Origin of the sequence: Actinocrinis puniceicyclus, assembly GCF_018283645.1 — a bacterium.
Lineage (GTDB): Bacteria > Actinomycetota > Actinomycetes > Streptomycetales > Catenulisporaceae > Actinocrinis > Actinocrinis puniceicyclus.
Map to the genome: position 1 here is coordinate 87,692 of NZ_JAGSXH010000004.1, position 13,402 is coordinate 101,093.

Genomic DNA, 13,402 nt, shown 5'->3' on the forward strand with positions numbered 1-13,402 from the left:
TTGTCTGTCATGGGATATGGGCGCGTGGACGAGCGAACCGGTTATGGTTCCCGCCCTCCCCACGACGCCTCCGGTGACGTACGGTTCCAGGAGTACTACACGGCGCAGTCGGACGAATCCGGCTACGCCGACCCGGACCCGCGCAGGGTCTGGGAGCCGGGCCGGGATGAGTCGACTCCGCACTCGCCGGGCAGGCGCGGTAAGACGGCCGACCGCGGCACCGGTCGGCCGCGCGACGACTGGGAGCAGGCGGGTCCCGAGCAGAGTATGCGCAGCTATGACCGGTACGAGGTCGAAGCGCACCTCGACGAGCTCGAAGCGTACCTGGAACGGGTGCGCAGCGAGCGCGACGAGGCTATAGCGCACGGGGAGGACCTCGGGTACCAGGTCGAGGTGCTGCGCTCGAAGCTGCACGAGCTGCGCCGCAACGGCGCCGGGGCGAACTACGGCAACATCTCCGGCCAGGTAGACCAGATGCTGCGCAGCGCGCAAGCGCAGGCCGACCAGGTGCGCGCGCAGGCCCAGCAGGATGCGCAGCGCTTCCAGGCCGATTTCGAGCAGCGCCGCCGGGTGCTGGAGGCGGAGCTTGCCGAGCGCAGGCAGCGCGGCGAGGCCGAGGTGAACGAGACCGTCGCCTGGGCCGAGCGGGTGCGCAGCGAGACCGAGCACATGCGCCGGCAGGCCGCCGAGCAGGCCCGCACGCAGATCGAGTCGGAGCTGCGGCAGCTGCGCGAGCAGGCCGCGAACGAGGTGCGGCAGGCGCAGGAGTACGCCCAGCAGATGCGCGCCTCGCTCCAGGCCGAGGCGCAGCAGACCGCGACCGCGGCACGCAGCCATGCCGACCAGGTCGTGGCGAAGGCCAACGCCGAGGCGCAGCGCGTCCTCGCGGAGGCGCAGGCGGCGGCCGAGGCGGCGACGACCCGCGCGGCCAAGCACGAGCGGGACGCCGCGGAGCAGGCCGGTTCGGCGTCGACCAGCGCGCAGAAGCTGATGACGATGGCGCAGACCGAGGCCCAACGGGTCCGGTCCGAGGCCGCGGCGCTGGCCGAGCAGCTCAAGGCGGACGCGGAAGCCGAGGCCGGCCGGGTACGGTCCGAGGCCGCCGCGAACGCGGCGCAGACCGTCGCGGAGGCCACCGCGGCCGCGAACGCGCAGCGCGAGCAGGCCGCGCAGCAGGCCGCCGAAGCGGAGCAGAAGGCCGCGCAGACCCTGGAGAAGGCCACGGCGACGGCGCAGAAACTGATCGCCGACGCCACCGACCAGACCCGCCGGCACGACGAGAGCGTGCGGGCCGAGGTCGCGGCGCTGCGGGAGCAGGCCGACAACCTGCACGGCGAAGCAAAGCGGCTGCACGAGGAAGCGGCCGGAGCGCACGGCGTCGCCACCGAGGCCGCCCGGAAGATCACCGATGCCGCCCAGGCCGCCGCCGAACAGCACCGCGCGCAGGTCGAGGCGGAAGCGGCGCAGCACCGGGAGAATGCCGAGGCGCAGGCCGCCAGGCTGCGCGCGGACGCCGCGGGCGAGGCGCAGCGGCTGCGCGGCGAGGCGACCAGCATCCGCGACGACGCGGCCGCGGCCGCGGAACGGCTGCGCGCCGAAACCACGGCGCAGGCGGAAGATCTGCGCGCGGCGGCCCAAGCGCACGCCCAGCGAGTGCGGGCCGAGGCCGACCAGCTCAAGGCGGAGGCCGACCGGGCGGCGCAGCAGACCCGGCAGCAGAGCCTCGCCGAGGCGCAGGAGACGGTCGGCCGGGCCCGTGCCGAGGCTGAGGAGGCGCTGGGGCGCGCCCGGGCCGAGGCTGAGGCCGCGCTCGCCACGGCCCGCTCCGAGGCCCAGCAGACGGCGCAGCGCGCCGCGGAGGCGGCTGAGCAGCTCACGGCCCGAGCGGTCGCGGAAGCGGAGCAGACGGCGCAGCGGGCCGCCGCGGACGCGCGGGAGGTCGAGGCACGGGCCGCGGCCGCCGCCGGGGAGAGCGCCGCGCGCGCCGCCGCCGAGGCCGACAAGGTGCGCGCCCGGGCCGGCGCCGAGGCGGAGAAGCTGCGGCTGGACACCGAGGCCGGTGTCGAGGCGATGCGCAACGCGGCCCGGGCCGAGATCGCCCAGTTCAAGCAGAAGAACGAGGCGCGGATCGCGGACCTGGAGGCGCAGGCCGCCCGGGACGCCGACGCCGCGAGGCAGGCCGCCCGGGACGAGGCCGAGCGCACCCTCGCCGAGGCCGGGGCTCAGGCTTCGAAGTCCCTGGCCGAGGCGCGCGCCGAGGCGGACTCGGTGCGCAAGGCGGTCGAGGGCCTGATCGACAAGGCCCAGCAGGAGGCCGCGACCACCCGCGCCGAGGCCGAGTCCGCCGCGCTCTCGCTGCGTCAGCAGGCCGAGAAGGCGCTGGTGGACGCCCGCGCGGACGCCGAAAGGCTGCTGGCCGCAGCCCGGGACGAGGCCGCCGGCACTCGGGCCGAGGCACAGTCCGCCGCGAACGCGCTGGGCCGGCAGGCCGACCAGGCGCTCACCGACGCCCGCGGCGAAGCCGAGAGGCTGCTGGCCGAAGCCCGCGAGGACGCCGCCCGGCGCCGCTCCGACGCCGAGAGGGACGCGGGCCGGATCCGGGCCGACGCCGCCGAACTGGCCGCGAAGGCGAAGGCCGCGGCGCAGCGGCTCACCGAGGAGACCGCGGCGCAGAGCGCGCAGGCGGTCCAGGCCGCCAAGGACGAGGTGGCCGCGATCCGCTCCAGCGCCGACGGCGTGCTGGACCGCGCGAAGGCGGAGGCGAGCGCGCTGCTCACCGAGGCGCGCACGAAGGCCGACGCCATGCTCACCGCCGGACGCGGCGAGTCCGAGCGGGTGCGCGCGGAGGCGGCCGAGGTCGCCCAGCGGCTGCGCGACGAGGCCGGCGCGGTCGCCGAGCAGGCCCGCAGGGACGCCGCGGAGCGGCTGGCCAAGGCCGCGCGGGAAGCGGACATGCTGGTGGCCACCGCGCGCGAAGAGGCCGGCAAACTCGCCCGCGGTTCCAAGGACCAGGCCGAACAGTTGGTCGCCAGGGCCCGTGCGGAGGCGGACTCGATCACCGCGGCGGCCCGCGCCGAGGTGGACCGCATCCGCAAGGAAGCGCAGGGCGTCACCGAGCGGGCGCGGGCCGACGCGAGCGCGGCCACCTCGGCGGCGCAGGCGGAGGCCGCGCGCGTCCGGGCCGACGCCACCTCGCAGGCCGAGCGCGCCCGCGCGGCGGCCGCCGCCGAGGCCGACCAGACCACCAGCGCCGCCCGCAGGCAGGCCTCCGAGACGCTGCAAAGCGCCGCCAAACGCGCCGACGAACTGGTCACCGAGGCCCGCAACCAGCTGCAGAAAGCCACCACCGAGGCGACGAAGATCGCCACGGACGCGCAGGCGGGCGCGGACGCCCTGCGCTCGAAGGTCGCCGAGCAGGTCGCCACGGCGCAGCGCGAGGCGCAGCGTGTACGCAGCGAGGCGGCGCGCGACGCCGAGACGCTCAAGGCGGCGGCGGACAAGGCCGCGGAGGCCGTCGTGGCGAAGGCGCGCGCGAAGGCGGAGACACTGATGGGCGAGGCGCGCCGGGAGGTCGAGGCGCTGCAGATCCGCCGCGAGGAGATCAAGGCGGAGATGAGCCGGGTCCAAGGCGTGCTCGACGCGCTGGCCGGCCCGATCGTCAAACCTCAGGCGCAGCCCCCGGCCGCTTCGAAGCCGTCCGGAGACACGTCCCGATGAGTCGGCGCTCAGCGCTGAACCGGGCGTCGCCTACCCATACGCGCAGCGGCTCTCACCCACGGCACACAGGCGCTTCGTGGCGAACACGCACGCGATGAATCAGGGTTCGTTGCGTCACACATGCCCCACGCGCTCTCGGCGGATCGGTGCCGTTCGCAGAAAAACCCCCGCGATGCCTGCCGATCCGGCACGCTCAGCGGTTAGGGTGATGACGCTAAGGGAGCGGCCCATCCCGTTGCGGTCCGGCGGTGCGGCCGGAGTCGCATCGCGGCGGCTTCGCGGCCCGGGACGGAAAGGACGCTCCGATGCGGCCACCCCGTCGGGCGATGGCTACCGCCAATCCGTTTGAGCCGGCCCGGCGCCCGCCGGAAACGTGCCAGGATTCGGTATCGGCACGATCCCGGCCCGGCGGACCGCTTCGCGTAGGCGCGGAGCGCCTACGCGGACCCCAGCACGGCCCCACCGACCTCGACGGTCATCAGGAGATTGAAGAAGATGAGCGAGACCACATCGCCCCTCGGTCTGGAGATCGTTCGCAAGGGTTATGACATCCCGCAGACGAACGACCGGATCACGAAGCTCACCGCCGAGCGCGACGGCGCGATCAACCGGGTGACCGCGCTGGAGAAGCGGATCGAGGAGTTGCACCTGGAGAACCAGTCGATCCAGGCGCAGATGGGCGACTCGGAGCCCTCGTACGCCGGGCTCGGCGCTCGGGTGGAGAAGATCCTGCGGCTTGCCGAGGAGGAGGCCAAGGACCTGCGCGAGGAAGCCCGCCGGGCCGCGGACCAGCATCGGGAGCTGGCCGAGCAGGCGGCGGGGCAGGTGCGCGCGGACGCCGAGGCGTACGCCAAGGAAAGCCGGGCCAAGGCCGAGGCCGAGGGCATCCGCCTCAACGAGAAGGCCAAGGACGAGGCGAACCAGATCCGCGCGGAGGCCGCGAAGGACGCGGCGGCCAAGCGGGCCGAGGCCGAGGCGCACTACGAGGACATCCGGGCCTCGGCGGCGGCGGCGGCCACCGACTTCGAGACCAAGCTGGCCAAGCGGCGCGAGCAGTCCGAGCGCGACCTGGCCGCCCGCCAGGCGAAGGCGGAGAAGCACCTGGCCGAGGTGGAGACCCGCAGCGAGCAGATCCGCCTGGAGGCGGAGAAGATGCGCACCGACGCCGAGCGGCGCGCCCGCCAGACCATCGAGACGGCGCAGCGCCAGGCCGACGACATCGTGGCCGACGCGCGGGCGAAGACGGACCGGATCCGCTCGGAGGCCGAGCGGGAACTGGCCGCCCTCACCCACCGGCGCGACTCGATCAACGCTCAGCTGCACAACGTGCGCGAGATGCTGGCCACTCTCACCGGTGGGGCGGTCGGCGGCGCGCTGGCGGGGCTCAACCTGGACAGCGACAAGTCGGACGACAACTCCGCGGTCCCGGCGCAGGGTCGGTAACCGCGCCGCAGCCGCAACAGCAGCAGGCACAGCCCGCGCGTTCCCGCGGCCGAACGCCACGCAGGCGTTCGGCCGCGGCCGTACGGGCAGTGGCAGAATCCCGGGTATGGCTGTCGAGGAAGCGTCCGACGTGACCGAGCGGACCGACGCGGCCGAGTCCGGGTCCGCCTTGACGGACGGCCCCGCTGACGCGGCGTCAGCCGACGTCGAAGCCCCCGCCGCGGCCTCACGCCGCCCCGGCCGGCCGCTGCGCCGCTCGCACCCGTACTACGTCGGGTTCGTCGGCGGCCTCGGCCTGATCCTGGCCTACTACCTCGCGCAGGCGCTGGTCTCGCTGACCGGCGTGCTGGTGCTGATCGTGGTCGCCCTCTTCCTCGCGGTCGGCCTGAACCCCTTCGTGGAGCGCCTGACCGCGCGCGGCCTGCAGCGACGCTGGGCCGTGCTGATCGTCGCGGGCACCTGCCTGCTGCTGTTCGCCGGTTTCGTCGCCGCGATCGCACAGCCGCTGGCCGATCAGACCTCCAGCCTGATCGCCTCGCTGCCGCAGCACCTGGAACGTTTCGGCCGCAACGCCACCGTGCGCCGCTTCGACGCGAAGTACGGCGTCGTCGGGCGCCTGCAGAACCTGATCTCGCAGGCGGACACCGCGAAGATGATCGCCGGCGGCATCCTCGGCTTCGGGGAGTTCCTGATCTCCTCGGTGTTCAAGGCGTTCACGGTGCTGGTGATGACGATCTACTTCCTCGGTTCGCTGCCCGCGATCAAGCACTCCACCTACCAGCTCGTGCCCGCCTCGCGGCGCCCGCGCGTGGGAGCGCTGGCCGACGGCGTGCTCGCGCGCATCGGCGGCTACGTCTCGGGGGCGGTGACCGTGGCGGGGCTCGCGGGCCTGGCCGCCTACCTGATGCTGGCCGTGCTGAACGTGCCGTACATGCTGCCGCTGGCACTGCTGATCGCGCTGACGGATTTCGTGCCGATGGTCGGCGCGACGATAGGGGCGCTGATCGTCACACTCGTGGTGCTGTTCGACTCCCCGGTCAAGGCCGTGGTCGCGGCGATCTTCTTCGTCGTGTACCAGCAGTTCGAGAACTTCGTGATCTACCCGAGGGTGATGGCCCGCTCGGTGGACGTACCGCCCATGATCGCCGTGATAGCCGCCCTGATCGGGGCGGCGCTGCTGGGTGTGGTCGGTGCGCTGCTGGCGATCCCGCTGTCCGCGGGCCTGAGCTACATCGTGCGCGAGGTGCTGCTGCCGCGGCAGGACCGATCGTGAGCAGCCTGACCGACGGGCGGCGGACCGGGAGCGGATGCGCCCGGTCCGCCGCCGTGTCAGTGCTCTAACTCACGACGATCGCGGCCGCTCAGGTCGCGGTGCAGGTGAGGATCGGGGTGGCGGAACCGCCGTTCGCCTGGAAGCCGAAGCTGGTCGAGCCCGAGGCCGGGATCGCGCCGTTGTACGGCTCGTTCGTCGCGGTCTCGGTGCTTCCGGAAGCGGTGCTCACGGCGTTCCACATGCTGCCGACCGTCTGGCCGCCGGACCAGGTCCAGCTGACCTTCCAGGAACTGGTCGCGGTGCTGGTGCTGGTGTTGGTCACCGTCACCGTCGCGTTGAAGCCGCCGGTCCAGCTGGTGTCGACGTGCATGCTCGCCAGGCAGCCGCCGCCGCCGGACGACGCGCTCGAGGTCGTCGCGGTGACCGCGGTGGACTTGGCCGACACGTTGCCGGCCGCGTCATAGGCGGCGACTGAGTACGTGTACGCAGTCCCCGATGTCAGGCCGGCGTCGGTGTACGTCGTGCCGCTGGAGGTGCCGACGAGCGTCGAGCCGCGGTAGACGTTGTACCCGGCCACGCCGACGTTGTCCGTGGACGCGGTCCAGGTCAGCGAGACACTCGATCCGGTCACGCCGGTCACCTGGAGGCCGCTCGGGGTGGAGGGCGGCGTGTAGTCGCCTCCCGAACTGCTGCCGCCGCCGAACCCGGGCGCCTTGATGCTGGCGAGGTAGGCGTCCTTGGTCGTGTTGACGGTGGTCCAGTCGTCGTTGAGGATGCCGCCGGTGTCCCCGGAGTCGGGGTTCCAGCACCAGAAGGTCCACTGGAAGCTGTCCGCGCCGTACTGGCTGGTCGGGCGCAGGTAGGTCACCAGGGCCTTGAGCCAGGTCTGGTCGGTGGTCGAGGCGAGCGTGGTGCCGAACTCGCCGACCCACACCGGCGCGATGTTCTGCTTGAACAGGTAGCCCCAGTTCTGGTCCCAGATGCCGGGCATGTTCGACGGGAAGGACGGGTCGGTGAACCAGCTCTGCTGCGCGACGCTGGTGGCGTAGTCGTGCGCGGAGTAGACGACCCGGTTCGCCACGTTCAGCTGTACCGGGTACTGGCCGGCGCCCTGCAGGTTGCCGCCCCACCAGTAACTGCTGCCGTTGAAGGTCTGGACGCCCTCGACGAAGATCAGCAGGTTCGGGTTCACCGACAGCACCGCGTTGCCGCCGCGCTCGGCGGCCAGCCGCCAGTCGATCGTGGTGTCGCCGCAGCCCCAGCAGGCCGGGTCGTGCGGCTCGTTGTGCAGGTCGATTCCGACGACGGCGGTGTTGCCCTGGTACCGGGAGGCCAGTGCCTTGAGATTCGCGATCCAGGTGGATTCGGGCACGGAGCTGGTGTACCAGAGCGCCGTCTGGCCGCTCGCGTCGGGGCGGTGCCGGTCCAGGATGACCTTGAGGCCGACCGCGCCGGCGTAGTTGACGATCTTGTCCATCACGCCGAGCGAGTTGAGGCCGACCAGGTCGGCGTTCATACCGCCCGAGTAGTTGATGCTCTGCGGCTGGGTGCCCTTGAAGATGTCGTCGCTGTAAGGCAGCCGGATCGTGTTGTAGCCGAGCGACTTCATCTGGTCGATCATGCTCTTGTAGTCGCGGCTCCACAGGCCGTGCGCGACGTAGTTCGAGGTCTCGAAGCCGAACCAGTTGAGTCCGGCGATGCGCACCGGCTGGTTCGCCGAGTCCAGGATCTGCCGCCCGCTGGTATGCCAGTAACCTGATCCAAGGGTGCTGGCGGCGTGCGCGGGGCGCGCCGCGGTGACGGGCGCGGTCAGCAGGGCGAGACCGAGTGCGGCCGCCAGCACCAGGCGCAGCCGTCTCAGTGGTCTGACCATCATGGGTCGGGCCTTTCCGTATCGGGTCGTGGGCCGCCGGTGGGTACGGCGGCGTGCGGACGCGACGCGTCCCGGTCGGCTCAGGCCGCGCGCCTCTTCGTGATCGGAAGGTACGGGCCGCGCGGCGCGCGTCAACACTTCGGCCCGATACGCCCGGGTCGGCCCAACTCGCGGCGCGATATGCGCGAAAATTACACTCGCGCCCCGCCCGGCGCGCCGTCGAACGAACGTCGATGATTCGTCGAACACGCCGGTCCGCGGGCGTGGAACTTTCGCGCGGCGCCGCGGGATGTTCCGGCCGCGAGCACCCGCCTACGGCCGGCCGGGCGCGTGTGTCCCCATCGGCGCCGCGTACTTCTCGTACGGCCCGTCCCATGAGACCGGCAGCGGCGCCGCGGCCGGGTTGAGCCGGCGCACGATGTGGTCGAGCACGATGCGCACGTACTTCTCGCCGACCCACAGGTGTTTGGCGCCCTCGACGCCGATCACCTCGGCCTGCGGGATGGGGGCGAAGCGCTCGCGGGCCTCGGCCGGGCGCAGGTAGTCGTCGAACTGCGGCACCAGCACGGTCACCGGCTTGCCGGACTCGCCCCAGGCCTTCAGATCCTCGGCTTGAGCGCGGTGCAGCGGCGGGGAGAGCAGGATCGCGCCGAGCACGTCCGGCTCGCAGCCGTACTTGAGCACCAGTTCGGTGCCGAAGGACCAGCCCAGCGCCCACAGGTTCGGCAGGTGCAGGCCGAGGTCGTTGAGGCCCTCGGCGAACTCGAAGGCCGCGGCCACGTCGAAGCGCTCTGTCACACCCGCCCCGAACTCGCCCTCGCTGCGCCCGCGGGCCGAGGCGGTACCGCGGGTGTTGAAGCGCAGCACCGCGAGATCCGCGAGCGCGGGCAGCCGCCAGGCCGCCTTGCGCAGCACGTGGCTGTCCATCATCCCCGCGTGCGTGGGCAGCGGGTGGAAGGTGACCAGGGTGGCCACCGGCTCGCGCTCCAGCGGCAGGGCCAGCTCGCCGACGAGGGTCAGGCCGTCTGCGGTCTTCAGCTCGATCGGCTCGCGACGAGCGGGCAGGATCAGGTGCGCGGTGATTTCGGTAGCCATTTCGATATCCACCTTAAGGGTGGGTCCACCTGGAGTCGTAGGACGGTGCCGCGCAAAGACCGTCCCGTGGGTGGACGAGGTGCGGCACGCGCCGCCGATACGGTGTCGCAAGTCTGCTACGGACGACTATCCACGGTTCTGAACTACACGAGGGATTTCCAGATGATCGAGGCGAACGGCCTCACGAAGCGTTACGGCGAACGGCTGGCGGTGGACAGGCTCACGTTCACCGTCAAGCCGGGCCAGGTGACCGGCTTCCTGGGCCCGAACGGCGCGGGCAAGTCCACCACGATGCGGCTGATCCTCGGCCTCGACGCGCCCACCTCCGGCACCGTCACCATCGACGGCCGGCCCTTCTCGAAGGTCGCGTACCCGATGCGTGAGGTCGGGGCGCTGCTTGACGCCAAGGCGATCCACGGGGGCCGCAGCGCGTACAACCACCTGGTCTGCCTTGCGCAGACCAACAACCTGCCCAAGTCGCGGGTCGGCGAGGTGCTGGACCTGGTGGGCCTGAGCGAGGTGGCCAGGAAGCGGGCCAAGGGCTTCTCGCTGGGCATGAGCCAGCGGCTCGGTATCGCCGCCGCGCTGCTCGGCGATCCGAAGCTGCTGATGTTCGACGAGCCGGTCAACGGCCTGGACCCGGAGGGCATCCTCTGGATCAGGAACCTGATGAAGGCGCTGGCCGCGGAGGGCCGCACCGTCTTCGTCTCCTCGCACCTGATGAGCGAGATGGAGAACACCGCGGACCACCTGATCGTGATCGGCCGCGGGCGCCTGGTCGCGGACTGCACCGTGACGGAGTTCATCGACCAGAACTCCGAGCTGACCATCCGGGTGCGCACCCCGGAGCGGGACCGGCTCGCCGGGCTGGCCACCGGGAAGGGCGGTGTGGTCGCGCACGACGGCGAGGACGCGCTGCGCATCACCAGGCTCGGCATGACCGAGATCGGCGACCTGGCCTTCGACAACCAGATCCGGGTGCACGAGCTCTCACCGATCCAGGCATCGCTGGAGCAGGCGTTCATGGAACTGACCAAGGACAGCGTCGAGTACCACGCCGCGGTGCCCGGACGGCCGGCCGCCGGCGCGATCGCCGACGCCGCGGCCGTCGCCACCGAAGTCGTCTCCGGCGCGATTCAGCACGGAGGGCGCTGACATGACCACCGCTACCACCTCCTCGGCCCTCGGCGGCCTGACCGCGCTGCCGCCGGCCTCGGGCCGCGCCGGCTTCGGCGGCGCGCTGCGCTCGGAATGGACCAAGATCCGCTCGGTGCGCTCGACGATGTGGACGCTCGGCTCCGCCGTCGTGGTCACCATCGGGATCAGCGTGCTGGGCAACTGGGGCCGGGCCAACCACTCCGGCGCGAACGCGGCCAGGCTGGCTCAGGAGGACCTGACCCAGCGCACGCTCTTCGGCATCATCCTCGGCCAGCTGATCATGGTCGTGTTCGGCGCGATGGCGATCACCTCGGAGTACTCCACCGGCATGGTCCGCACCTCGCTGACCGCGCAGCCGCGCCGCGCGCCGGTCTTCGCGGCCAAGCTGCTGGTCGTCTCGTTCGTCGCGTTCGTGATCGGTGAGGTCATCTCGTTCGTCTCGTTCCTGATCTCCTCCTCGTTCTGGCGCTCGAAGGGCATCTCGCTCAGCCTGAGCAGCCCGCACGCGATGCAGGCGGTGATCGGCGGCGGGCTGTACCTGGCCGGCTCGGCGATCCTCGCCTTCGGCCTCGGCGCGATCCTGCGGCACACGGCCGGCGCGATCACCAGCGGCGTCGGGCTGTTGTTCGTGGTGACCATCCTGGCCAATTTCCTGCCGGACAACTGGCAGCAGCACCTCGACAAGTGGCTGCCGTTCAACTCCGGCGGCCAGGTCTGGGCGACGCAGCACGTGCCCGGCAACGACCTGAGCGCGTGGACCGGCTTCGGGGTGTTCATGATCTACGGCGCGGTGGCCGTGCTTCTCGGCGCCTACGTCTTCCGCAACCGGGACGCCTGACAGGTGGTCAGGCGTCGTCAGCCCCCTTGCCCGGCCGCGCCGTTCCGGCGTGGCCGGGCAGCGGACGAACCGGCGGCTGTCACACGGCTCCCCCGCTTGTGACGGCCGTCGGCCGTGTCTGAGCTGTGCACAAGCGCGGATCGTGGAAGGATGGCTCGCGAATGGGGGTAACCGATGATCGAAGTCAAAGACCTGGTGAAGCGGTACGGGGAGACCACCGCGGTGGACCACCTGAGCTTCACCGTGGAGCCGGGCCGTATCACGGGCTTTCTCGGCCCGAACGGGGCCGGCAAGTCCACCACGATGCGCCTGATCCTCGGCCTTGACCGGCCGACGTCCGGCAGAGCTCTCATCGACGGTAAGCCGTACCGGGAGTTGCCGGACCCGCTGCGCAATGTCGGCGCGCTGCTTGAAGCGCGAGCGGTGCATCCAGGTCGCACCGCGTTCAACCACCTGCTCTACCTCGCGCAGACCCAGGGCGTGCCCAAGTCGCGGGTCAGCGAGGTGCTGGACCTGGTCGGGCTCTCGGCTGTGGCGAAGAAGCGGACGAAGGGCTTTTCGCTGGGCATGGGCCAGCGGCTCGGTATCGCCGCGGCGCTGCTGGGCGACCCGCGGCTGCTGATCCTGGACGAGCCGGTGAACGGGCTCGACCCGGAGGGCATCGTGTGGATTCGCACGCTGCTCAAGCAGTTGGCCTCGGAGGGCCGCACCATTTTCGTCTCGTCGCACCTGATGAACGAGATGGCGGTCACCGCGGACCATGTCGTGGTGATCGGCCGCGGCCGGCTGATCGCGGACACGCCGATGGAGGAGTTCATCGCCCGGCACGCGGAGCAGGTGGTGCTGGTGCGTTCGCCGCAGGCCGAGGTCCTGACGGAGGCGCTGCGGGCAAGCGGGGCGCAGGTCAGGGCGCAGCCGGACGGGGCGCTGCTGGTCAACAAGGTCGAGGCGGCGACGATCGGCGAGTTGGCCGCGTCCAAGGGCATCGTGCTGCATGAGCTTTCCCCGCAGCGCGGCTCGCTGGAGGAGGCGTTCATGGAGATGACCCGCGCGGACGTGGAGTTCCACGGCCCGGCCGAGCATCCACCGGCGATGGCCACGTGGGATGCGGTACCGGGTTCGGCGGCACAGAGCCAGGCCGCGGCGGCACAGGGTGCGCCGCAGAGCGGAGGCGCGTCATGACCAGCAGCACGCTCGCCCGGCCGTCCACCGGCACCGGGCACGCGAACTTCGGCAGGCTGATGACCGCGGAATGGACCAAGCTGCGGACCGTGCGTTCCACGGTGTGGTCGTTCGCGATCCTCATCGTCGCGGTCCTCGGGTTCACTGCGCTGTTCACCTTCCTGACCGTGCAGCAGTGGTCGCAGATGGGCGCTGACGCGCGCGCACAGGCCGAACTCGACCCGGTGCCGCAGATCCTCGGCAGCGGGCTGTTCCTCGGCCAGCTGGCGATCTGCGTGCTCGGCGTCCTGGTGGCCACGTCCGAGTACTCCACAGGCATGATCCGCTCGACGCTGCTGGCCGCGCCGCACCGGCTGCGGATGCTCTGCGCCAAGTGCGTCGTCTTCACGATCCCGGTGCTGATCGTCGGTGAGGTGCTCAGTTTCACCAGCTACGGCATCGGCAAGTCCATCCTCGCGTCGAAGGTGCGTACCTCGCTGGGCGACCCGCACGTGATGCGCGCGGTGGTCGGCGAGGGACTGTACCTGGCGGTGCTCGGGCTGTTCGCGCTCGCGATCGGGCAGCTGATCCGGCATACCGCCGGCGCGATCACCACCGTCATCGCGCTGGTGTTGGTGCTCGTCCCGTTGGCCGGTCTACTGCCAGGCAATATCGGCAAGCACGTCTCGGCGTACCTGCCGACCAACGCCGGCCAGCAGATCATGCAGATCTATCCGAAGGACCAGATCCTCAGCGCCTGGCAGGGCTTCGGGGTCTTCGGGCTGTGGACGGCGGTACTTCTCGCCGTTTCGGCCTGGCTGCTGGTGCGGCGCGACGCCTGATC

9 protein-coding genes are annotated in these 13,402 nt (G+C 71.6%); 7 read left to right on the top strand and 2 right to left on the bottom strand.

Annotated elements, in window-relative coordinates; genetic code table 11:
• The first annotated feature begins 9 nt into the window (after positions 1-9).
• The 3 genes from KGA66_RS02260 to KGA66_RS02270 all read left to right on the top strand — a co-directional run bounded on the left by KGA66_RS02260 (position 10) and on the right by KGA66_RS02270 (position 6,433).
• Entirely contained in the window at positions 10-3,717 is a 3,708-nt protein-coding gene (locus KGA66_RS02260) for a polarized growth protein Scy-related protein (protein ID WP_211463917.1), read from the top strand.
• A 495-nt stretch (positions 3,718-4,212) separates the two neighbouring features.
• Complete coding sequence (locus tag KGA66_RS02265; protein WP_211463919.1) at positions 4,213-5,160, top strand: coiled-coil domain-containing protein; 948 nt, start codon at positions 4,213-4,215, stop codon at positions 5,158-5,160.
• Positions 5,161-5,266: 106 nt separating this feature from the next.
• Complete coding sequence (locus KGA66_RS02270; RefSeq protein ID WP_211463921.1) at positions 5,267-6,433, top strand: AI-2E family transporter; 1,167 nt, start codon at positions 5,267-5,269, stop codon at positions 6,431-6,433.
• Positions 6,434-6,521: 88 nt separating this feature from the next.
• Here KGA66_RS02270 and KGA66_RS30775 read toward each other — a convergent pair whose 3' ends face one another.
• Complete coding sequence (locus tag KGA66_RS30775) at positions 6,522-8,306, bottom strand: cellulase family glycosylhydrolase (RefSeq protein WP_369015795.1); 1,785 nt, start codon at positions 8,304-8,306, stop codon at positions 6,522-6,524.
• A gap of 312 nt (positions 8,307-8,618) precedes the next feature.
• Positions 8,619-9,401, bottom strand: a complete 783-nt coding sequence (locus KGA66_RS02285) for an alpha/beta hydrolase (protein WP_211463925.1) — start codon at positions 9,399-9,401, stop codon at positions 8,619-8,621.
• A 162-nt stretch (positions 9,402-9,563) separates the two neighbouring features.
• On the opposite strand from KGA66_RS02285, the gene KGA66_RS02290 reads away from it, so the two are divergent.
• The 4 genes from KGA66_RS02290 (at position 9,564) to KGA66_RS02305 (ending at position 13,400) form a co-directional block, all read left to right on the top strand.
• A complete protein-coding gene (locus KGA66_RS02290; protein ID WP_211463927.1) occupies positions 9,564-10,556 on the top strand; it encodes an ABC transporter ATP-binding protein in 993 nt (330 codons plus the stop codon).
• Position 10,557: 1 nt separating this feature from the next.
• Complete coding sequence (locus tag KGA66_RS02295; protein WP_211463929.1) at positions 10,558-11,397, top strand: DUF2705 family protein; 840 nt, start codon at positions 10,558-10,560, stop codon at positions 11,395-11,397.
• 174 nt (positions 11,398-11,571) lie between these two features.
• Positions 11,572-12,579, top strand: coding sequence for an ABC transporter ATP-binding protein (locus KGA66_RS02300; protein ID WP_211463930.1), 1,008 nt, complete (start codon positions 11,572-11,574; stop codon positions 12,577-12,579).
• Positions 12,576-13,400: an ABC-2 transporter permease family protein gene (locus KGA66_RS02305; RefSeq protein WP_211463933.1), complete on the top strand. Its 825-nt coding sequence runs from the start codon at positions 12,576-12,578 to the stop codon at positions 13,398-13,400. Before KGA66_RS02300 ends, KGA66_RS02305 begins: the two co-directional genes overlap by 4 nt.
• Positions 13,401-13,402: the final 2 nt, after the last annotated feature.